This is a genomic window from Streptomyces olivochromogenes (genome assembly GCF_001514115.1).
Lineage (GTDB): Bacteria > Actinomycetota > Actinomycetes > Streptomycetales > Streptomycetaceae > Streptomyces > Streptomyces olivochromogenes.
In genome coordinates this window covers 332,831-353,891 of sequence record NZ_KQ948453.1, presented here as the reverse complement: position 1 = coordinate 353,891, position 21,061 = coordinate 332,831, and the positions used below count along the sequence as shown (strand labels likewise).

Genomic DNA, 21,061 nt, shown 5'->3' with positions numbered 1-21,061 from the left:
AGCGGCAAGTAGCCTCCGTCTTCGTCTGGGTTCAAGTGACCCAAGGCGAACACGTCTTCGCCCCGAGGCCGATTGAGGCCGCTCAGACGCCGGACGTCCAGCGCAAGTGGGGGCTCACGCGCAACACGACGTGGTGCCATCTGACCCGCCCCGATGCCGCCCCTCACTACGCCGACCTGCGCAAGGTCCTCACCGAGTACGCATGCCAGCTGGCCCGGAGCATCGATGCCGGGGAGTCGCTCCCAAAACAGTGAAGCTAGCAGCCACGGAGCGTCACGGAGTCCACGTAGGTTTCCGAAGCTCGATCGCCGGTTACCGGAAAGTCATATTCGGCGCGGTACGGCTCCGTCCTGCCAGCGGTAGAGGTCGCGCAGCAGGGAAATCTCGGCGCCGTGATGGATCAGCTCCCTGTTGACGTGCAGGACCCTGTTCTCCATGGGAAACCGCTCGGGACCCACCGTGGGCGGATTCTCCAGGTCGGCGTCCGAGAGCTCGCGGACCCCCGCGTTCCATCTCCCGTACATCTCGTCGAGCTGTTTCAGCGCCTCGTCAGCGGTCCCCGCGTAGGCGAATGTCGCGGAGTCGACGTCCTGGCCGCCGAAGTGCCATCCGACCCGATAGCCCAGGCAGTCGACGATGATGTGCGCCAGCCGCCAGGCAATCGTGGTCACCGGCGCCGGCACCGGGCCAGGGGACGCGGAGTCCATCGTCCATTCCCCCGAACCTTCCGACATCGGTGCGGCCGACGTGCCACGTGGGCGGATGCTCCAGCAGCCACGCACCGGCTCCCAGAAGTACTCCTCATCGGTAAGACCGTCCAGCCGCGGCCGCAGGTTTTTGTGCCAGTACCAGTCCAACTGCTCCGCGAGCCGCTCGCTTCTTGTCATGTCCGCACGCTACATACAACGGAGACCCGCCCGAGATCAGCATGAGTATCCCTAGCGAGCGCCACGCCAGAATCCTCTCAAGATCCGCCAACAAAAATTCTCGGTCACAGGTGGCACCGTTCGCCAAGTACGGTGCGCAGTCCGCTCCTGCGCTGTCGACCGAGCCGTTTGCCAGGCGGGATCATCCGCCGAGCGTGGTTGGGCCGAGTCCGGACGGCAGTTGGCGCACTGCCACTGCCACGGCCTCCTGCGCTGTGGCGAATTGGCCAAGGTCCTGGCTGATGAGGCCCCTACCCACTCCGTACGTGCCGTCGCTGTTGGCGCTCAGGCACGGTCCGACGACGGTCAGGTCCGGGCGGGTGGTGGTCGAGAAGCGCAGTGCCCAGTGGCTCGTGAATGGGTAGAGAGCGCGCAGCGCCGGCTCGGCGTGCGCCGCCTCGATCAGGTTGTGGTACGTCTCCTGCCAGGCGTATTCCAGTTCGGCCGCCTCCCGGCGCTTGCCCTGCCATTCGGATTCCGTCAAGCGCGCGGGATCGTTGTCGGGCACCTCGAACCGGCCGGTCAGGTGCACGAAGGGTGCCGCCTGTCGGATGTCGTCCAGAGTCGCCCCGTCGTGCCAAGCTCGGGCGGCCCTGGCGACCTCCGCCAGGTCGCCCGTCCTGCCGTCGATGAGAGGCATGCTCTGGAACGGTTCCTCGCCGCGGATCGACCACCGCCGTTCGTGCGACCAGGCGCTGATCGCCAGCGGCTCGCGGTGCGGCAGGGTACTTGCGACAGCCGCGTGGCGCAGCGGAGCGAAGTCCGGGGACGTGACGGGGACGGCACCGAGGCAGCCGTCCGCCTCGACCCGGAGCGCTGCGGCGAGGCTGCCGCAGGCCGCAACGTCGGGGTACAGGACGGAGGGATCGGGAGGTGTAGTCACGGCTCCTGATTGTGCCCGAGTCGCCGATTCCCAGGGCAGGCGGATGGCGCGCCAGAGGCTTGGGCGGTTCCATCAAGGTGCTGATAGCGCCCGGTCAGGCCATGCAGGACGTCAGACCGCCTCACCAGACATTCACGCACAGTGAACGTCCACAATCATGATCCGCCAACTAACCCTTTCAAGATCCGCCAACAAGAATTCTCCAGGCGCTCCTGACCTGCTCAGTCAGCTCATGATCCGCCAACTAAAATTCTCGGTCACAGGCCCATTGTGACTGAGCACTTCATCCGGCGAGTGAGCAGTTCACCTGGCGGGGCTGGGCGCGCCAATAGCGGACGAATAAGATCATCGGCATGGCACTGCGACCTGTTCAGGTGAACATAAAAGCCCTTGATGACGCGGCGGTCGGCCGGTTCTGGGCGGAGGCGCTCGGCTGGGGCGTTTCCAGCGAGGGACCCGGCGTGACCAACGTCGAACCCGGCGGCGGCTTCGTCTGGCCGGACCCTGTCGCCGTCTGCATCGACGTCGTTACGGTCCCGGAACCCAAGACAACGACCAAGAACCGTGTGCACCTCGATCTCGCCACCACCTCTGCGGCCCATCAGGCGGAGTTGGTCGCGCGCCTGAAGGCTCTCGGTGCGACGCCCGTCGACGTGGGCCAGGGCGATGTGCCGTGGACGGTCCTCGCCGACCCGGAGGGCAACGAGTTCTGCGTGCTGGAGCCCCGGGAGATCTACCGGGACACCGGGCCGATCGCCGTGGTGGTGGTCGACTGTGTGGATCCGCAGGCCATGGCCCGGTTCTGGGGTGAGGCGACGGACTGGACCCTGCACGAGGTGACCGACGATCATGCGGTGTTGCGCTCCGCCAAGGGTGTCGGCCCGTATCTCGAGTTCCTCCGCACGCCCGGCGTGAAGACCGTGCCGGACCGCGTCCACATCGACCTGCTGCCATACCCCGGTGACGATCAGCAGGCGGAGGTGGCCCGGCTGCGGGCCCTCGGCGCCGCCGACCTCGACCTCGGCCAGGGCGACGTCTCGTGGACGTGCCTGATCGACCCGGAAGGCCACGAGTTCTGCGTCCTCGGCCGGTCCTGACGCGGAGCCCCGACGACTCGGCAGGATCGGGGACAGGGCCGCCGGCAGCGAGGCGGGGCAGTGAGAGTGGCGGGGCAGTGAGAGGTGGGCGTCGCCGGGCGGCGGACGCGGGTGGGGCCGGGTCAGGGGCGGGAGGTGCGGGGCTGGGCGGCGCGCTCCGTGTTCTGCTGGGCGTGCTCCTCCGCGCGCTTCTCCTTGATGCGGACCTCTTCCTTGCGGACCTCGGCCTGCGTGGCGCGCTCCCGGCGCAGCCATCCCGGGTCCTCCTGCTTCAGGGCGTCGATCTGCTCCGTGGTGAGGGCCTCGGTGACCCCGCCGCGGGCGAGCCCGGCGATGGAGATGCCAAGCCGCGCGGCGACCACGGGCCGGGGGTGCGGACCCGTGCGCCGCAGCTCCTGGAGCCACGCGGGCGGATCGGCCTGCAGGGCGTTCAGCTCGGCGCGCGAGACGACGCCCTCCTGGAACTCGGCGGGGGTGGCCTCGAGGTACACACCCAGCTTCTTCGCCGCGGTGGCGGGCTTCATGGTCTGGGTGGTCTGGTGCGACGTCATGCGTCAAGGGTATCGAGCGTGTGCGCGACCTCCGACCACGACCGATAGCCTGGCGAGGTGACAGGCTCGGAAGTACCCCCTTCGTTCCGGCTCGCCTATGTCCCGGGAGTGACGCCCACGAAGTGGGTGCGGATCTGGAACGAGCGGCTGCCCGACATCCCCCTCACGCTCGTCGCGGTCTCCACCGACGAGGCGTTCGACGTGCTGCGGGGCCGCGGCGCCGACGCCGGATTCGTCCGGCTGCCGGTCGACCAGGAGGACCTCAGCGCGATCCCGCTCTACACCGAGACGACGGTGGTCGTGGTCCCCAAGGACCACATCGTGGCGGCCGTCGAGGAGGTGACCTGCGAGGATCTCGCCGACGAGATCGTGCTGCACCCCCTCGACGACACGCTCGACTGGGAGCGTCCGCCGGGGCAGCCCGCGTTCGAACGCCCCGCCACCACCGAGGACGCCGTCGAACTCGTGGCGGCGGGCATCGGGCTCCTCGTCGTCCCTCAGTCCCTCGCCCGCCTGCACCACCGCAAGGACCTCACCTACCGGCCGGTCACGGACGCCCCGGAGTCACGCGTCGCGCTGTCCTGGCCGCAGGACGCGACCACCGACCTGGTCGAGGACTTCATCGGGATCGTCCGCGGCCGGACCGTCAACAGCTCACGGGGACGCGCCCAGGCCCCGGCGGCGCCCGAGGCCCCGACGAAGGCCAAGCGTCCCGAGACGGGTGGCGGCGCACGGCGCAAGCCCGCCGCGGGCAAGTCGTCCGGCAAGTCGACGACCGGCAGGAACCCCCGCGGCGGCGGTTCCGGAGGCGCCAAGGGCGGCGCCAAGCGGGGCAAGCCCCGCCGCCGTTCCTGACCCGGGCCCGGCCCGGGCCTGACCCGTTCCTGACCCGGGCCTGACCCGGGCCGAAACGCCGTCGGCCCCTCTCCAGGACGGCCCGGCGCACGAAGCCCAGGTCCGCCCGGCGGACGAAGCCCAGGTCCGCCCGCCGGATGAAGCCCGGGACCGCCCGGCAGACAGAGCCCAGGACTGTCCGGCAGATGAAGCCCAGGACCGTCCGACACATGAAGCTTGACCTGGAGCACACTCCAGGTTCTACGGTTTCTCCATGACCAGCGAACAGCCCCTCCCGCAGGAGCCGACGCTCACGATCGCCCAGGTCGTCGAGCGCACCGGACTCTCGCACGACACGCTGCGGTACTACGAGAAGGCCGGCCTGATCCAACGGGTCGGCCGGACCACCGGGAACCAGCGGCGCTACGAGGCGGCCGACCTGGCCTGGCTGGAGTTCCTCATCCGGCTGCGCGAGACGGGCATGTCGATCGCGGACATGCAGCGGTTCGCCGCGTTGCGGGCGCGCGGCGACGCCACGGTCCCCGACCGGCTCGCGATGCTCCGGGAGCACCGCGCCGACCTCGCGGACCGCATCCGGGCGCTGCGCCGCAACGCGGCCTCCCTCGACGACAAGATCGACCACTACGAACGGCTGCTCGACCAGCCGGGATCGGACGAACTCTCATGACGCTCACGAACACCGCCACCACGCGCGAGGAGCGCTTCGAGCACGGCCTGGAGGTCCTCAAGCGCGTCGACGGGGAGGCCGGACAGCGCGTCGTCGACGCGCTCGGCGACATCAATCCCGAACTCGGCCACCAGATCGTCTCCTGGGCCTTCGGCGACATCTACGACCGGCCCGGACTCGCCCCGCGCGACCGCCAGTTGGTGACGCTCGGCATGCTCACCGCACTCGGCGGCTGTGAGATCCAGTTGGAGGTGCACGTCAACGCGGCCCTGAACGTGGGTCTTTCTCCGGACGAGATCGTGGAGTCGCTGCTGCACTCGGCCGTCTACTGCGGCATACCGAAGGCGATGAACGCGAGCCTGGTCGCGAAGAAGGTCTTCGCCGAGCGTGGGCTGCTGCCCGCCGGACAGCAGCCCACGCCTCCGGCTACCGCTGCCTGATCCGCAGGAAGGTCACGGAGTTCGCCGGGAAGGTGTAGGTGAACTTGTCGGCGACGCCGTCGAAGGTGGACTTCACGGGGGCGACCGCGGTCACCGTCTCCGAGTTCACCGCCTCCGGCGCGGCCTGGAGGGTGGTGACGGCCGCCTTGCGGCCCGCCTTCGCCCCGCCCAGGTCGATCGCGGTACGGGCGTCCGCCGCCTGCGCGTTGACGACCTTGACGATCAGGTCGCCGGTCCTCGCGTCCCGCGTGACGACCTGACGGAACGGCTCCGCGGGCTTGTCGTCCTTGAAGCTCCCCCACTCCTGGCCGTCCAGGTAGAGGGTCACCTGACGGCCGCGGACCTTGATGTCGACGTCGTACGCCTTGCCCGTCTCGATCGTGCCGGGCTTGGAGATCAGGGTCGACTTGCCGCCGTCCACGGCCTGTTCGACGGCCGTGGTGGTGTTGTTCCAGCCGCCGAGGTTCCACCAGTAGTAGTTACCGGTGTCCTTGACGCCGAAGGCGACGAGGAAGCCCTCCTTGCCCGCCTTCTTGGTGGCCTTCACCCGCAGGTCGTAGTCGTGCCAGGCCGGGTCGCCCGCCGACACCATGGTGTTCTCGGCGCCCACGTCGGTCTGCACGTACTGCCCGTCCTGGAGGCTCCAGCTCCCGCCGCCCGTGTGGGTCCACCGGGAGGCGTCACCGCTGAAGTCGTCGCCGAGCAGCGTGGTGCCGTCGGCGCCGGTCACGGTCACGTCGTCGTACGCCGCCGTGGTCGCCCAGGTCGACAGGCCGACGGCGCCGGAGATGGGCGCGCTCAGCGAGGGCGTGGTGGTGGCCGTCGACGGCACCACCCGGTCGCCGACGTTGTTCATGAACAGCTTCTGCACCTCGTAGTCGGCCGAGCCCCACGAGGCGTGGTTGTTGAACCAGATCATGTCGGGCCGCCACTGCACGTAGTCCTCGTCTGCGAGCAGCGGGGCGTACGAGGCGAGCTTGACGACGCCCGCGTTGCGCTCAAGACCGGTCATGTAGGCGGCCTCGGCGAGGGCGTTCTTGAAGGTGTTGCCGCCCGAGGCGTACTCGCCGAGGAAGACCTTGGGGCCGTTCCTGTCGTAGGAGTCGTAGCGGTCGTTGTTCTGCAGGAACCACTGGGTGCTGTTGTAGTAGTGCTCGTCGACCATGTCGACGTCCGCTTCCTTGTTGAGCTTCCAGGCGGTGTCGAAGGTGGTGCCGGAGTCGTCGGGTCCGGCGTTCGAGATCACCTCGATGTTCGGGTACTTGGCCTGGACGGCGGCGCGGAACTGCTTGAAGCGGGCGAAGAACTCGTCGGGGAGGTTCTCCTCGTTGCCGACTTCGAGGTGGGTGAGGTGGAAGGGCTTCGGGTGGCCCATCGCCGCCCGCTTCCTGCCCCATTCGCTGGTCACCGGCCCGTTGGCGAACTCGATGAGATCGAGGGTGTCCTGGATGTGGCGCTTGAGGAGCGCGTCGTCGTCGGTGGCCTTGTTCTGGCCGCAGCCGGTGACGAGCGCGGGCACCACGGGCAGCGGCATCGCGCCGATGTCCTCGGCGAACTGGAAGTACTCGTAGTAGCCGAGCCCGTAACTCTGGTTGTAGCCCCAGAAGTTGGAGTTGGTGGCCCGCTGCTCGACCGGGCCGATGGTGTCCTTCCACTGGTACGAGCGCCGGCGCTGATAGCCCGAGGCCTCGTCGTAGCCCTGCATGCTGCCGGTGTTGACCAGGCAGCCGCCGGGGAAGCGCACGAAGCCGGGGTGCAGGGCGGCGATCTTCTCGGCGAGGTCCTTGCGCAGGCCGTCGCCCTTGTAGGTGTCCCGGGGGATCAGCGAGATCATGTCGAGCGCGACGGGAGCGTCGGTGGCGACGGTGAGGCGCCCGGTGGTGCTGTCGCGGGTGGCGGTGAACCTGGCGCGGTACTTGGCCCAGCCGCCGCGCGCGGTGACCTGCCGGGCCTCGGCGAGCGCGCCGTCGGCGTCGTGCAGGGTCACGGTGAGCGGCGTCCTCGCGTCCGCGCGGGCCCAGAGCGAGAAGTCGTACGTCCTGCCGCTCTCGACCCTGATCCCGGTGTTGTAGCCGGAATTGGTGACGGACGAGCCCGCGTCCAGGGCGAGGTAGGTGCGGTTGCGGGCGTTGAGGCGCCCGTCGTCGTCCACGGCCGTCGCGGTGCCCGTGGTGGCCCAGGAGGTGAGCGGCGTATATGACCTGTTGTCGGCGGTGCTGTACTCGAACGACCGGTTCTGTACGAGCTCCGCGTACAGTCCGCCGTCCGCGGCGCGGTTGATGTCCTCGAAGAAGACGCCGTACATGGTGTCGTCGATCTTCGCGCCCGAGCCTTTCGGGTCGACGGTGATCGCGTAGTCGGTGACGTCGGCGGCGGCGTGGACGGGCCCGGGAACGACGGCTGAGGCCACCAGGAGCGCGGTGGCCGTGAGTCCGAGTCTCCAACGGGTGCGGGTGCGGGTGCGTGGCATGGATACTCCGCGGCTCTGTGATGTTGAGTTGTTCCAGGTCTTGAGTTGTTCGAAATTTCGGACAATGATCAGCACTTCGAACGGCAAGATAGGGAGGGGGGCAGAGCGCGTCAATGGGTCGCGCGGCATCGCATGGGACGGAGAGCAGGACGGTATGGGCGAGTTCTGGCCAGTGACGGACGTGCTCGCCCACCTGGGCGGGAGCTGGCGGGTGGAGCGCTCGGTGCGGGATCTCGCGAGCGGTGCGGAGGGCCGGTTCACGGGGACGACGGTTTTCGGCCCACTGGAGGAGCCGGGAGCTCCGCACGGACTTCTGCACCAGGAATCCGGCACGTTCGTGTGGCAGGGCACGCCCCGGCCCGCCGAACGGACGCTGCGGTTCCTGCCGGGGCCGAGCCCGGCGAGGGCCCTCGTCCAGTTCTCCGACGGCCGCCCCTTCCACGACCTGGACCTGAGCACCGGCCGGTACGTCGCCGACCACCCGTGCGCGGCGGACCTCTACCGGGGCGAGTTCACGGTGCGGGACGAGAACCGCTGGCGCACGGTGTGGCGGGTGGGCGGCCCCGCCAAGGACCTGGTCCTCACGACCGACTACACACGGCTGCCCTAGGCGTACTGCGGCACGCCTTCCAGGCGCAGGTTCCAGCGGCCGTTGATGCCTGTGAGGGTGATGGTCGACAAGGGGCGGACGTCGATGTTCCAGTACGTCGACGGCTGGGCCTTCAGCGCATAGACGAGCGCGGCCCGCACCACCGAGGGTTCGGCCACCGCGACGATCCGGCTGCCGTCGTCCGCCGGGCGGGTGTCGAGCCAGCCGCCGACGCGGGAGATGAAGGAGGTCAGCGACTCGCCGCCGTGCGGGGCGGAGCGCGGATCGGCGAGCCACGCGTCGACCGCCGACGGCTCGCGGGCCATCGCCTCACCCAGCGTGAAGCCGCGCCAGCGGCCCATGTCGCAGTCGCGCAGTGCGGGTTGCGCCAGCGGCGCGTACCCGAGGGCGTCGCCGGTGGCGCGGCTGCGCGGGGTCGGCGAGCAGTAGCGCAGCTCGGCCGCCGCCAGTGACACCAGTTCCGGGGCGGCGCGCTGTACTTCGTCCCAGCCGGCCTGGTCCAGCGGCCGGTCGTCCTCGAAGCGTTCGGCCAGCAGCGAGGAGCTGCGAGCGGCGGCGACGAAAGTGACCCGAAGATGCATGCGGCGATCGTGGAGTGCGGGACTCCGCAGGTCAAGAGGCGTTACGCAAGGTATACGCAGGCTTGGCGGAGTGTTCTTGCCGAAGCGGACCCGGCGGAGGGGCGGGGCCGGGCTCCCGGGGAGGTATCCCCCGGGAGCCACGGAGTCTCAGCTGTCGGAGGTGTCGAGGCCGGTGTCGGGGATCCAGGAGCCGTGGATGCCGCCGGTGACCCGGCGTGGAAGGTGCACGGTCGCGATCCGGTCGAGTCCTGAGGCGTCCAGGACCAGGAGCTGGGAGGCGTCCTGCTTGAGGTCGGAGACGACGGTGAGCAGGTAGCCGTCGTCCTCGCGGGTGGCGCCCGCGGCGGGGACGAACACCGCCTCGCTGGGCAGGCGGGCGTCGCCGGCCCGGTGGACGCGGCGGGCGCCGGTGGTGCGGTCGTACTTGACGATGCCGTAGCCGCCGTAGCCGTGCTGGTCGGGGAAGGAGACCGCGTACTGGTAGCGGTGCTCGGCGCCGAGGAAGTCCTCGTTGAGGGTGGGGAATTCGACGGCGAGATCGTCGATGATCTGCTCCTCGACACTGCCGGCGGCCAGGTCGATGACCCATCGACGGTTGTAGGAGCGGGTGTTGGGCTCGGTGCCGCGGCCGGGAGCGCCCACCCACCAGTTCCAGGAGAGCTGGAAGCCCTCACGGTCCACGGTCGGGCCCTCCAGGACGATGCGGCCCTCGGCGTCCTCGTAGGCGTTGGCGGCGTGCAGCATGTTGCCCGGCTCGACGGAGAACCAGCGGATCTTCGCCGCGCCCTGCGGGCCGCGGGGCATGACGCCGATCCGCGCCGGCTGCGCGTCGTTCCAGCCGTAGGGGATGCCGGAGTGCTCGCCCGGGTCGAAGGTGACGGTGCCCTCGACGAAGACCACGTGGTGGCGGGTGACGGCGAAGTCGTGCTTGAGGGAGGCGGTCGCCCCCGGCACCTCGGCGCTGTGGGTGAGGTGTCCCTCGGCGTCGGCGACGTAGTACATCAGGTACGGCGGGAACGGCGAGGAGCCGAAGAAGTGCAGCTCGCCGGTGACCGGGTCGGTCTTGGGGTGCGCGGTCATCGCGCCGCGCAGCTTGCCGTCGAAGTCGTGGGCGCCGACCGTGTCGAGGTCCCGGGTGAGTTCGAAGGGGAGGTTCGCCTCGCACAGCGCCAGCAGGCGTCCGGCGTGCTCGATGACGTGGGTGCCTGCGGGGCTGGCCGTCAGGTCCGGGCCCTGCTCGGTCATGTAGGGGGCGCCGTCCAGGGCGGGGGTGCGCACCCAGCGGTTGCGGTACCACTCGGCGCGGCCCTCGCGCAGCCGGATGCCGTGGACCATGCCGCTGCCCTTGAACCAGTGGGTGGGGGTGACGCCGGGCTTGGGGTTGTGGCTGTTACGGATCAGCCGGCCGGTCAGCTCCGGCGGCAGGGAGCCCTCGACGGTCAGCTCGGTGGCGGTGATCTCGTCGACGGCCGGGGTGTAGTGGCCGATCAGGTAGGGCTTGTCGGTGCTGGTCATGGCAGGAACCTCGCTTCTCGGATCGGTGGTGATGGCTGGGCGGGGACGAGGTGGTGTCAGCCGGTCCGCTCGGCGCGGGCCTTGAGGGCGGCGAGCCAGGCGGTCAGGGACTGGTGCAGGGCCTGGCCGAGTTCCGTGACCGCGGCGTCGACGGGGGCGCCGCTCCAGGACTCCTCGGTGTGGACGGTGACTTGGCCGTCGGACTGCTCGAAGGTCCAGACATGGATGCCGTCGATGCCGTTCGCGGGGCCGCCCCACACGATCCGCTCGCCGGGTATCAGTTCGCGGACGGTGGAGGTGATGTCCAGGCCGTGGGTCTTCCAGGTGAAGGAAGTGCCGGGCAGCAGAGGGCCGTTGAGAGTGGCCTGGTCGACGTCCGCGTTCCAGCTCGGCCAGGCGTCGATGTCGGTGTGCAGGGCCCAGACACGCTCCAGCGGGGCAACGATCGTGGTGGACAGACGGACGACGACGGGGGCGGTCTCGTCGATGGTGAACATTGGCGTTTGTTCCTCTCGGTCGATCTTCGGTCGATCTTCGGTGGATCTTCGGTGGATCTGACGATGGGTCAGCGGGTACGGATGGCGGACGGGTCGGGGTCGGCGGTGGCCCGGGTTTCCCCGTCCGGGGTGCGGCCTCGCCGGGTCAGGAGGGCGGCGAGGACGGCGGTCGCGGCCAGGACGGCGGCGGAGATGCCGAAGGCGCCGCGGTAGCCGGCCGTGAGCGCTTCCAGGTGCGGCTGATGGGCGGCCGCGTGGGCGGTGGTGGTGCCGGCGAGGGTGGCCAGGACGGCGAGGCCGATCGCGCCGCCCACCTGCCGGGTGGTGTTCACCAGGCCGCCGGCCAGCCCGGCGTCCTGCCGGGCGACGCCCTCCACGGACAGGGCGGTGAGCTGGACGAAGGCGATGCTCAGGCCCAGTCCGATGAGGATGCTGGGGCCCAGGACGTCGGCGAGGTAACTGCCGTGGGCGCTGATCCGGGACAGCCACAGCAGTCCGGCGGCCTCGGTCAGCAGTGCGCCGGTCACCGTCGCGGTGGCGCCGATCCGGCGGGAGATCCGCGGGGCGAGGGTGGAGCCGAGCATGTTGGCCGCGGCGAGCGGGAGTTGACCCAGGCCGGTGACCAGGGGGCTGGAGCCGAGGACCTGCTGCTGGTAGAGCGGAAGGAAGAAGAACAGGGCGATCCACACCGAACCCAGCAGCGCCATCAGCCCGTTGCCGACGGTGACGCGACCGGCGCGGAACAGGCGCGGCGGCAACAGCGGATTCGGGTGGCGGCGCTCGACCAGGACGAACACGGCCGCCAGTACGGCGGTGACGGCGAAGGCCCCGAGGACGGCGGTGTCCGTCCAGCCCGAGCCGCGGGCGGTGGTCAGGCCCCACACCAGGGCGGTCAGCGCGAGGGTGACGGTGGCGGTGCCGGGCAGGTCGAACCGGCCGTTGCCGGTGACCGGGGCCCGCGGCACGCTGACGGCGGCGCCGACCAGCACCAGGAACGCGCCGATGGCGACGGCGAAGAAGATCCACTGCCAGCCCCACGCCTGGGTGAGGACCCCGCCGAGCAGGACTCCGGCCGCGCCGCCCGCCCCGGACACGGCACCCCACACGCCAAGTGCCCTCCCCCGCCCGGGCCCTGGCGGGAACAGGTCCATCACCAGGGCCAGGGCCGCCGGGGCCGTCGCCGCCGCGCCCAGGCCCTGCACCGCACGGGCCGCGATCAGGACCGGGGACGAGGCGGCCAGCCCGGCCGCCAGAGAGGCGGCGCCGAACACCGCGAGCCCGGCGAGCAGCACCCGGCGCCGGCCGATCAGGTCGGCCGCCCTTCCGCCGGCCAGCAGGAGCGCGCCGAAGGCCAGGCCGTAGGCGTTGACCACCCAGGTGGTGCCGCTGTCCGACAGCCCGACGCCGGCGCGGATCTGCGGCAGGGCCACGTTCACGATCGAGGTGGCGAGCATGACGGTGAACTGCGCCGCCGCCAGAGCCGCGAGCGCCGCTCCGGGGCCTCGGGTGGTGTGCGTGATCCTCATGACATCCTCCTTGTGTGGTCAACCACTCACACTTGACGCCCAAAAAATGGCGAGGCTGCGTGCCCCGCCGACAGGCCCGGCAGCGCGACCGCGCCGGGCGTCGGTAGGCGCGCCGGGCGTCAGTAGTGCGTGATGCCCGCGGACAGCGTCCGGATCCAGGGGGCATCCACCTCGTCGGCCGCCATGGAGACGATGAGGTGGCAGAGCATGCCGCGGGCGAAGAACTCCTGGACCTCCCCCTCGGTGCCGCCGGAGGCACCCCGCACGTACTCCACCAGCCGGGCGTAGCCATGCCGGACCGCCTCACGTACGGCCGGCTCGGAAACGGCCGCGGCCTGGGCGTGCAGCTGAATCAGCATCAGGTCGTTATTGCTGATCAGCCGCGCGTAGGCATCTCCCATGGCCTCCAGCACCACCTCGGCGGAGCTGCCCTTCGCCTCAGCCGCCGCCCGCTCCAGACTGGCTCGGACCAGCACGAAGCAGTGCTCGACCACCGCCGTGAACAGCAGCTCCTTGTTCGGGAACAACCGGTAGACGTACGCCTGCGAGATGCCGGCCGCCTTCGCCACCTCGGTCGTGGTGGTGCCCCAGTAGCCACGCGCCGCGAAGGCGCCGATGGCGGTGCGCAGCACCGTCTCCCGGCGTTCCTCGGCGGTGGACAGCTGGCGGGGTCGTTCGTTCTTCATGTGAGTACTCAACCACTCACACTCTCGGGTGTCAACGCGTCCGCGTCGGCGCCAGTCACCGCAGCACCCCGTCGCACGCCGCCCTCAGCCGTCGTACCCCCTCCGCGATCTCCCCCGTCCCTCCGACCGCCGCGAAACTCAACCGGAGGTGCCCCGCAGGGGGCTCCGCGCTGAAGTAGGGGCGGCCCGGTGTGACGGCCACGCCCTCCCTGAGGGCCGCTGAGACCAGGGCGGACTCGTCGGTGCCGTCGGGCAGGCGGAGCCACAGGTGGTAGCCGCCGGAGGGGATGTGGGGCAGGGCGAGTTCGGGGAGCGTCAGCCCGAGCGCGGTCGTCATCGTGTCGCGGCGGTTCCTCAACTCGGCGGACACGGCCCGAAGATGACGGGGCCAGGCGGGCGAGCCGACCAGTTCGAGCGCGGCCTCCTGAAGGGGACGCGGCACGAAGAAGGTGTCCACGACCTGGATGGCACGCAGTCGTTCGAGGACCGGACCGCGCGCGGCCAGCGCGCTGACCCGGAAACTCGGCGAGGTCGCCTTGGTCAGGGAGGAGACGTGCACGACGACCCCGTCGGGATCCTCCGCGGCCAGCGGACGCGGCAGTGGCCCCGCGTCCTCGTGCACCAGACGTCGTACGAAGTCGTCCTCGATGACGAACGCGCCCGCCTCGCGCGCGATCCGCACCACCTCGGCGCGCCGCTCGGGGGCGAGCACGGCGCCGGTCGGGTTCTGGAACAGCGGCTGGCAGACGAACACCCGGGCGCCGGTCGCCCTGAAGGCGTCGGCGAGCAGGTCCGGTTTCACCCCGTCCGCGTCGACCGGTACGGGTACTGGCCGCAGGCCCGCCGCGCGGGCGATCGCCAGCATGCCCGGGTACGTGGGCGACTCGACCAGGACCGGGGCCCCCGGCGGGGCGAGTGCCCTGAGCGCGGTGGTCAGCGCGGACTGGCCGCCGGCCGTGACGAGCACTTCCGCGGCGGTGATCGCACCGCCGATCCCCCGCGCGAACCACTCGCGCAGCTCCGTCAGCCCCTCCATCGGCGGCCGCGACCAGGCGCCGGGACGCCGGCCCGCCCGCGACAGGGCCGCCCCCATGGCCCGCTCGGGCTGGAGCGAGGGGTGCAGATAGCCGCCGTTGAACTCGATGACGCCGGGCGGCGGGGCGGCGAGCGAGGCGAGGACCCCGGAGGCGTCCACCGTGCGCGGGACGAGTTCCGTCGCGGCGTCCGCGCTCAGCGTGACCTCCTGCCAGGAGGTGTCCCCGGCGGGCGCGGCGGACGTACGCGGGTGCGCGCGGAACGCGCCGGCGCCCGGCCGGGTCACCACCAGCCCCTCGGCGGCGAGCTGAGCCAGTGCCCGCGACACCGTCACCGGGCTCACCCGGAACCGCTCGACGAGTGCCCGGCTCGATGGCAGCTTTCCACCGGGCGAGTAGCGGTTCAGCTCCTGTCGCAGCTGATTCGCCAGATCTCCGACACTGCTACGCTCTTGCATGAGAACACAGAGTAGCGCTATTGATGAGATCGGGATAGCGGTCAGCACGCCCAGGACGCCCGCGCAGGGGCTCCCGGCGGACCGCCGTTCCGGCACCCTCCAGGCCGCGCTCGGCGTCACCGCCTTCTCCCTCACCTTCCCCGCCACCGCCTGGGGGCTTGAGGGCTTCGGCCCCTGGTCGCTGGTGGCCGTGCGCAGCGTCCTCGCCGCCCTCATCGCGGGGAGCTGCCTGCTGGCGCTGCGCGTGCCCGTACCGGCCCGTCGGCACTGGGCGGGGCTCGCCGTGGTGGCCGCCGGTGTCGTGCTCGGCTTCCCCCTGCTGACGACGCTCGCGCTGCAGACGTCCACCACCGCCCACGCGGCCGTGGTCGTCGGGCTGCTGCCGCTGACGACCGCGCTGCTGTCGGCACTGCGGACCGGCGCGCGGCCCTCGCGGACATTCTGGGGAGCGGCCCTCGCGGGCGCGGCCGCGGTGATCGCGTTCACCGTGCAGCAGAGCGGTGGGGCGCTGAGCAGCGCGGACGCCTATCTCTTCGGAGCGCTGCTGATCTGCGCCGCCGGCTACACCGAGGGCGGCCGGCTCGCCCGGACCATGCCGGGGTGGCAGGTCATCGGCTGGGCGCTGGTCCTGTGTCTGCCGCTGTCGGTGCCGGGCGCGCTGGTGGCGCTGTCGTACGAGCCGGTCCACCTGTCGGCGCACAGCGTGGCGGGACTGCTGTGGGTGGCCGCCGGATCGCAGTTCCTGGGCCTGGTCGTCTGGTACCGCGGAATGGCTGCGATCGGAATTCCCAAGGCCAGCCAGTTGCAGCTCGCGCAGCCGCTGCTCACACTGGTGTGGTCGGTACTGCTCCTCGGCGAGCAGCTCACACCGGCCGCGCCGCTCACGGCCGCGGCCGTGCTGATCTGCATCGCGCTCACCCAGCGAGCGCGGGGCTGAGCCCCAGGACCGTTACTCCCGCAGATGACGAGGAGACCCTTCAGATGCATGCAGACGTGGGCGACAAGCTCGTGCAGCACGGCAGGGTTGTCGGACAGCACGACAAGGTCGCGGAGATCACCGAAGTAATAGGAACGGAGGGCACGCCCCCGTACCGCGTGCGCTTCACGGACGGGCACGAGGCGGTCTGCTCACCGGGCCCCGACTCGGAAATCCGTCACAAGGACCCGCTGTAGACATTCGGGCACAAGAACCCGCTGTAGACATTCGGCAGTTTCAGCGCGCGGGTCGCGCCGGCCGCTGGTAGTGGTCGGCAACGACCCGCGCCATCGCTCCGGCACGGTCGCCGTCGACCTCCTTGGCGGAGAAGAAGACGTGCCCGCGCACTTGAGTGTGTTCGCGCGCGAAGGTGAGGTGCCGGGAGAGTTCGGCCGGGTCCTGCCAGGCCGCGGGCTGCGCGGGGTCACCGGCCTTGTAGAGCGCTTCTCCGATGTACAGCCGCACTCCCGTGCCCTGTGTGACCGCCGCCCACCAGGGCACGAGCCGCGCGTAGTCGGCGGCGGCGAAACCGAGGTTCCAGTAGACCTGCGGGACGATGTAGTCGATCCACCGCTCGCGGACCCACTTCCTGGTGTCGGCGTACAGATCGTCGTACGTCTGCACGGCGGCCTTGGTGTCCGAGCCCCGCGGGTCGGTGGCGCCGTTGCGCCACACCCCGAACGGGCTGATCCCGAAGCGGGTGCCGGGCCGGATCAGCGGGATGCGGGCGGCCGTCTCCCGCACCAGTCTGTCGATGTTGTCGCGCCGCCAGGCCGCCCGGTCCGCGAAGCCCGCGCCGTGCGTCCGGTACGCGGCGTCGTCGTCGAAGACCTGCCCCTGGGCCGGGTACGGGTAGAAGTAGTCGTCCCAGTGCACGGCGTCGATCGCGTACGACCGCACCGCGTCGAGCATCGCGTCCTGGACGAAGGCGCGGACCTCGGGCAGCCCGGGGTTGTAGTAGAGCCTGCCGCCATGGGGGACGACCCAGTCGGGGTGCTTGCGGGCCGGGTGGGTCGCCACGAGCCTGCCGGGGTCGGAGTGGTTCGCGACGCGGTACGGGTTGAACCAGGCGTGCAGTTCGAGGCCGCGCGCGTGGGCCTCCCGCACCGCCGTGCCGAGCGGATCCCAGCCGGGGTCCCTGCCCTGGACGCCGGTGAGGTACTGCGACCACGGCTCGTACGACGACGGCCAGAACGCGTCGGCCGTGGGCCGGACCTGGAAGAACACGGCGTTCAGGCGGCGGTCCACCGCCCTGTCGAGGTGGGCGAGGAGCTCGGCGCGCTGCCGGGCGACGGACAGGCCGGCCCGCGAGGGCCAGTCACGGTTGACGACGGTCGACAGCCACATGCCCCGCAGCTCGGAGTCCGTCCGTGGCCGACCGGGCCCTCGGATTGCCCCGGAACGGGGTACGGCAGCCGGGTCCCCCGCCGAACCGAGACCCGATTCCCCCGTCGCGACGAGACCCGGCTCCCCCGTCGTGACGAGACCCGTCAGCGTCGCCATCGCCGCCACGGTGAACGCCCGCCGTGACCCCCGCCCCGTCCCTGCCGTCCCCGCCGTCAGCCGCCCCACTGCGCCCCGCTCCTCCACGCTCCGGATCCGTCCGGTCACGGATCGTCTCCTCGGCCAGCATGCCCCACCCGGGCGATCGATCATCGATACTTCGGAGTAACGTGCACGGGACGTGCACGATCGGAGCAGGCACCGAACAACGGGGGCCCTGCGACAGCCGTAGATCAGCGAAGGGGACGATGTGACCGACATCGAACGCGTCGGAGTGGTGGGCTGCGGCCAGATGGGAGCGGGCATCGCCGAGGTCTGCGCCCGCGCCGGTCTCGACGTCAAGGTCGCCGAGACCACCGGTGAGGCCCTGGAGATCGGCCGTACCCGGCTGTTCAACTCCCTCACCAAGGCCGCCGAGCGCGGAAAGATCTCCGCGGACGAGCTCACCGCCACCCAGGAGCGGCTCAGCTTCACCACCGACCTCGGCGAGTTCGCCGACCGCGATCTGGTGATCGAGGCGGTCGTCGAGAACGAGCAGGTGAAGACCGAGATCTTCCAGGTGCTCGACCAGGTGGTGACCCGGCAGGACGCGATCCTCGCCTCCAACACCTCCTCCATCCCGCTGGTGCGCCTCGCGGTCGCCACCTCGCGCCCCGACCAGGTCGTCGGCATCCACTTCTTCAACCCGGCTCCGGTGCAGCAGCTCGTCGAGCTGATCCCGGCGCTGACCACCTCCGAGGGCACCCTCGGCCGGGCTCAGCTGTTCGCCGAGAAGGCCCTCGGAAAGCACGCGATCCGCGCCCAGGACCGCTCCGGGTTCGTCGTCAACGCGCTGCTGATCCCGTATCTGCTCTCCGCGATCCGGATGTTCGAGTCGGGCATCGCCAGCCGCGAGGACATCGACAACGGCATGGAGATGGGCTGCGCCCACCCGATGGGCCCGCTCAAGCTCTCCGACCTGATCGGCCTGGACACGGTGGCCTCGGTCGCCTACTCGATGTACGAGGAGTACAAGGAGCCGCTGTACGCCGCTCCCCCGCTGCTCCAGCGCATGGTGGACGCGGGCCGGCTCGGCCGGAAGTCCGGCTCGGGCTTCTACACCTACGCCTGATTGCGTACGGTCGCCCCCTTTCGTACCGTCGCCTGATTACGTACGGTGAAACTCAGGCACACGCGGGCCCGGCACCCCTTTCGGTGTCGGGCCCGCGCCATTCACACGCCGTGTGCGCGCCGGGCTCGCATATGCCCCTCGCACACGCTCCCCACGTGTCCACCAGGCGAGTTGACTTTCCGTGCGCATCCAAGGGATGTGACGACTACGGAAAGGAGCGGACCCGTGACCGCCGACCCGGAGCATCCCGTGGTCCATGGAGAACTCGCAGAGTTACGCCGTCGCCTCGACGTGGCATACGCACGCGTCGAGGGAGGGCATGCCCTGCTCAGTCACCGCGCCGAACAGACCGCCAAGGAGCTCGACGACCTGAGCGCACGGGTCGTCGCCCTGGAACACACCCGCTGGCCATTGCCCGCGATCGCGGCCCTCACGGCCGTGGGCGCACTCGCCGTGGCGGTCTGGCAGGCTCTCGGGCACTAACGCTCAGGACGCCGTGGGGGGATGGACCGGGGCAACGCGTCCTGCCCGAGCCTGAGGTGATGCAGGAGGAGTAGCGCGGCAGCCATATTGGCGGCCGGGACCTCGCCGCGGGCGACCATGTCGGGGACGAGCTTGAGGGGAACCCATTCCCGACGGTCGGACTCGAAGTCGTCCACGGGGTGTCCGATGTACGCGCCTTCGTCGGCCCAGAAGATGTGGTGCCGGGCGTCGGTGAGCCCGTTGGAGGGCTCGACGCTCATCAGATGGCGCAGGGGTCCCGGTCGCCAGCCGGTCTCCTCCTCGAGTTCGCGGGCCGCCGCGACGGCGATGTCCTCGCCGTCCTCGACGACGCCCGCCGCGAGTTCCCAGCCCCAGCTGTCGGTGATGAAGCGGTGCCGCCACAGGAGCAGCACCTCATTGGCCTCGTTCACCACCGTGGCCACGGCCACGGGACGCAGCCGTATCAAGAAGTGATCGAGGTGCCGACCGTCCGGCAGCTCGACATCTGCGAGATTGACGCTGAACCAGCGGTTTGCGTACACAGTTTGTTCGTTCTGTTTCGTCCACTGCACGGTTCTGCCACCTTCCGCCGAGTAGATGGCAATATCGCAGCAGGAGCGTCCTGACAGCAGGCGCACAGCAGCGCACAGTGCACGGTGCGGCGGCGGGACTTGGTGGTCTACAGCGGTACGCGCAGTGCTCCGTCGATGAGTTCGGCGGCCTCGGCCGTACCCGCACAGCCGCTGCGCACCAGGTGTTCGCGTACCGCGCGCAGTCTGTCGCGCAGCCGCTGGGACTCCATTCCCCGGGCCTGCTCGGCCATTTGGACGGCGGTGGCCACCGCCTTGTCGGCATTCCCCTGCCGCAGCTCGATCTGACTGAGCATCGCGAGACGGTGCACGCGCCCCCGGTCGTGCGCCGGAGTGTCCACGGCCGCCTCGGCGTGCGCCGCGGCGGCCACCAGGTCACCGAGGCTCAGCAGTGCCTCCGCCACCTGTACGTTGACCAGACCGGGCTGGACATAGCCGGTCTCGTCCGGTTCATAACCGCGCCGGATGCGCTCGGCGGCCTGTTCGGCACGCCGGATGCAGGACAGCGCACTGCTGCCGTCGCCGAGGTGTGCGTACGCCTTCGCCTGCATGGCGTAGAGGTCCGAGGCGAGCGCCGGGGTGATGTGCCGCCCGGCGGCGCGCAGCGCGGCCTCCGCGAAGGCGACGGCCTGCCGGTGCTCGCGCATGAACAGTGCCTGGTTGACCAGCAGGGCTATGACGTACGCCCCAAGACCCCGGTCCCCGCTGGCCTTCGCCAGCCTCAGCGCCTGGTGGAAGTAGCGCTGGGCGAGCCCGTGCGCGTCGGAGTCGTAGGCGCAGATCCCCGCGATGGCGACGAGGCCGCCCGTCGCACGGTGGAGTTGGCGGCCGGTGGCGTCGGGGTAGCTGCCGCGCAGCAGGGGCGCGGTCTCCGCGTTGAGGAAACCCACGATCCGGCTGCGGGTCGCCACCCCGCCGGCCTTGCGGTACATCTGCTCGTAGTGGGCGCGGGCCGCGCGCAGCATCTCGATGTCGGCCATGCTCACGTGGTGGCGGCCGCCGCGTGAGACGTCCACGTCCTCGGGCGGGTTCTCCCACTCCCACACGGGCATCACGGCGGGCGTTCCGGTGACGGCCGGGGCCCCGAGGAGATGCGGGCGCTGCTGTTCGTCGGAGCGCCACAGGGCGGTGGCGCGCTCCACGAAACCGGAGAGCGAGGTGCCGTGCGGGGCCGACGACTCGCCGGGCACGCCGAGGCCGATGTCGTCCAGGGTGACGGGCCGGTGCAGGCGCCCCGCGAGCACTTCGCAGATCAGGTCGGGCACCTGGCCGCGCGGGCGTTGGCCCTTCAACCACCGTGCCACCGCCGTGTGTTCGTATCTCAGCGCGAGGCCGCGTGCCCTCCCCGCCTGGTTGACATGCGCGGCGAGTCCGGCGTGCGAGACGCCGGCCTCGTCGAGTATCGCGTCGAGCAGAGTGTTGGGCTGCATTCGGGCCCCCGGATGGCTCGGTGGCGACAGTGCGGTCAGAGTAATCCGTCCCCTGTACTTGTGGGTCCCCCTTCACACGGGGTGTGAACCGAATGCCCGTATCCGTACCGTGTGCACACTGTCGCGCAGAGTTCCTTACCGGTTGACTGAAATGCCTCGCAAGAGGCCGGCC

General features: G+C 70.5%; 22 protein-coding genes. 9 read left to right on the top strand and 13 right to left on the bottom strand.

What is annotated here, in order from left to right:
- Positions 1-323: 323 nt before the first annotated feature.
- Entirely contained in the window at positions 324-887 is a 564-nt protein-coding gene (locus AQJ27_RS11245; RefSeq protein ID WP_067365700.1) for a DinB family protein, read from the bottom strand.
- Between the two features lie 181 nt (positions 888-1,068).
- Positions 1,069-1,809, bottom strand: coding sequence for a DUF6193 family natural product biosynthesis protein (locus tag AQJ27_RS11240; RefSeq protein ID WP_067365696.1), 741 nt, complete (start codon positions 1,807-1,809; stop codon positions 1,069-1,071).
- Positions 1,810-2,162: 353 nt separating this feature from the next.
- On the opposite strand from AQJ27_RS11240, the gene AQJ27_RS11235 reads away from it, so the two are divergent.
- Positions 2,163-2,906, top strand: coding sequence for a VOC family protein (locus tag AQJ27_RS11235; RefSeq protein WP_067365691.1), 744 nt, complete (start codon positions 2,163-2,165; stop codon positions 2,904-2,906).
- 122 nt (positions 2,907-3,028) lie between these two features.
- On the opposite strand, the gene AQJ27_RS11230 is transcribed toward AQJ27_RS11235, so the two are convergent.
- Positions 3,029-3,457 carry a DUF5997 family protein gene (locus AQJ27_RS11230; protein ID WP_067365688.1) on the bottom strand — a complete coding sequence of 143 codons (429 nt, stop codon included), beginning with the start codon at positions 3,455-3,457 and terminating at the stop codon, positions 3,029-3,031.
- 57 nt (positions 3,458-3,514) lie between these two features.
- On the opposite strand from AQJ27_RS11230, the gene AQJ27_RS11225 reads away from it, so the two are divergent.
- The 3 genes from AQJ27_RS11225 to AQJ27_RS11215 all read left to right on the top strand — a co-directional run bounded on the left by AQJ27_RS11225 (position 3,515) and on the right by AQJ27_RS11215 (position 5,419).
- Positions 3,515-4,312, top strand: a complete 798-nt coding sequence (locus AQJ27_RS11225; protein ID WP_079064914.1) for a LysR family substrate-binding domain-containing protein — start codon at positions 3,515-3,517, stop codon at positions 4,310-4,312.
- Positions 4,313-4,565: 253 nt separating this feature from the next.
- Positions 4,566-4,979, top strand: coding sequence for a MerR family transcriptional regulator (locus AQJ27_RS11220; protein ID WP_067365682.1), 414 nt, complete (start codon positions 4,566-4,568; stop codon positions 4,977-4,979).
- Positions 4,976-5,419, top strand: coding sequence for a carboxymuconolactone decarboxylase family protein (locus tag AQJ27_RS11215; protein ID WP_067365679.1), 444 nt, complete (start codon positions 4,976-4,978; stop codon positions 5,417-5,419). The genes AQJ27_RS11220 and AQJ27_RS11215 overlap by 4 nt, the downstream gene beginning before the upstream one ends.
- Here the strand turns inward: AQJ27_RS11215 and AQJ27_RS11210 are convergent.
- Entirely contained in the window at positions 5,406-7,889 is a 2,484-nt protein-coding gene (locus tag AQJ27_RS11210; RefSeq protein ID WP_067365676.1) for an alpha-L-arabinofuranosidase C-terminal domain-containing protein, read from the bottom strand. The two genes, AQJ27_RS11215 and AQJ27_RS11210, sit on opposite strands and share 14 nt — an antisense overlap.
- 154 nt (positions 7,890-8,043) lie before the next feature.
- Here AQJ27_RS11210 and AQJ27_RS11205 point away from each other — a divergent pair, with 154 nt between their 5' ends.
- Positions 8,044-8,499, top strand: coding sequence for a DUF6314 family protein (locus tag AQJ27_RS11205; RefSeq protein WP_067365673.1), 456 nt, complete (start codon positions 8,044-8,046; stop codon positions 8,497-8,499).
- Here AQJ27_RS11205 and AQJ27_RS11200 read toward each other — a convergent pair.
- The 6 genes from AQJ27_RS11200 to AQJ27_RS11175 form a co-directional block, all read right to left on the bottom strand.
- Positions 8,496-9,080, bottom strand: a complete 585-nt coding sequence (locus tag AQJ27_RS11200; protein ID WP_067365669.1) for a histidine phosphatase family protein — start codon at positions 9,078-9,080, stop codon at positions 8,496-8,498. The two genes, AQJ27_RS11205 and AQJ27_RS11200, sit on opposite strands and share 4 nt — an antisense overlap.
- Positions 9,081-9,227: 147 nt before the next feature.
- A complete protein-coding gene (locus AQJ27_RS11195; protein ID WP_067365666.1) occupies positions 9,228-10,595 on the bottom strand; it encodes a carotenoid oxygenase family protein in 1,368 nt (455 codons plus the stop codon).
- Positions 10,596-10,651: 56 nt separating this feature from the next.
- Entirely contained in the window at positions 10,652-11,092 is a 441-nt protein-coding gene (locus AQJ27_RS11190) for an SRPBCC family protein (RefSeq protein ID WP_067365663.1), read from the bottom strand.
- A 68-nt stretch (positions 11,093-11,160) separates the two neighbouring features.
- Positions 11,161-12,618, bottom strand: coding sequence for an MFS transporter (locus AQJ27_RS11185; RefSeq protein WP_067365660.1), 1,458 nt, complete (start codon positions 12,616-12,618; stop codon positions 11,161-11,163).
- Between the two features lie 119 nt (positions 12,619-12,737).
- A complete protein-coding gene (locus AQJ27_RS11180; protein ID WP_067365657.1) occupies positions 12,738-13,304 on the bottom strand; it encodes a TetR/AcrR family transcriptional regulator in 567 nt (188 codons plus the stop codon).
- A 55-nt stretch (positions 13,305-13,359) separates the two neighbouring features.
- The gene (locus AQJ27_RS11175) at positions 13,360-14,796 is read right to left on the bottom strand and encodes an aminotransferase-like domain-containing protein (protein ID WP_067365654.1); all 1,437 of its coding nucleotides are present in this window, start codon (positions 14,794-14,796) and stop codon (positions 13,360-13,362) included.
- On the opposite strand from AQJ27_RS11175, the gene AQJ27_RS11170 reads away from it, so the two are divergent.
- Entirely contained in the window at positions 14,795-15,733 is a 939-nt protein-coding gene (locus tag AQJ27_RS11170; RefSeq protein ID WP_067365652.1) for a DMT family transporter, read from the top strand. The two genes, AQJ27_RS11175 and AQJ27_RS11170, sit on opposite strands and share 2 nt — an antisense overlap.
- 44 nt (positions 15,734-15,777) lie before the next feature.
- The gene (locus AQJ27_RS11165) at positions 15,778-15,969 is read left to right on the top strand and encodes a DUF1918 domain-containing protein (protein ID WP_067365648.1); all 192 of its coding nucleotides are present in this window, start codon (positions 15,778-15,780) and stop codon (positions 15,967-15,969) included.
- 40 nt (positions 15,970-16,009) lie between these two features.
- On the opposite strand, the gene AQJ27_RS11160 is transcribed toward AQJ27_RS11165, so the two are convergent.
- Positions 16,010-17,275 (bottom strand): glycoside hydrolase family 10-like protein, encoded by a 1,266-nt coding sequence (locus AQJ27_RS11160; protein ID WP_079064930.1) that lies wholly within the window; start codon positions 17,273-17,275, stop codon positions 16,010-16,012.
- 250 nt (positions 17,276-17,525) lie between these two features.
- Between AQJ27_RS11160 and AQJ27_RS11155 the strand changes: the two genes are divergently transcribed.
- Complete coding sequence (locus AQJ27_RS11155; RefSeq protein WP_162489349.1) at positions 17,526-18,386, top strand: 3-hydroxybutyryl-CoA dehydrogenase; 861 nt, start codon at positions 17,526-17,528, stop codon at positions 18,384-18,386.
- Positions 18,387-18,611: 225 nt separating this feature from the next.
- Complete coding sequence (locus tag AQJ27_RS11150; protein ID WP_067365645.1) at positions 18,612-18,869, top strand: hypothetical protein; 258 nt, start codon at positions 18,612-18,614, stop codon at positions 18,867-18,869.
- On the opposite strand, the gene AQJ27_RS11145 is transcribed toward AQJ27_RS11150, so the two are convergent.
- On the bottom strand, positions 18,866-19,441 hold the full coding sequence (locus AQJ27_RS11145) for an NUDIX hydrolase (protein WP_067365642.1): 576 nt from the start codon (positions 19,439-19,441) through the stop codon (positions 18,866-18,868). The two genes, AQJ27_RS11150 and AQJ27_RS11145, sit on opposite strands and share 4 nt — an antisense overlap.
- Positions 19,442-19,548: 107 nt before the next feature.
- Entirely contained in the window at positions 19,549-20,889 is a 1,341-nt protein-coding gene (locus tag AQJ27_RS11140; protein ID WP_067365639.1) for an NsdA family TPR-like regulatory protein, read from the bottom strand.
- Positions 20,890-21,061 lie beyond the last annotated feature (172 nt).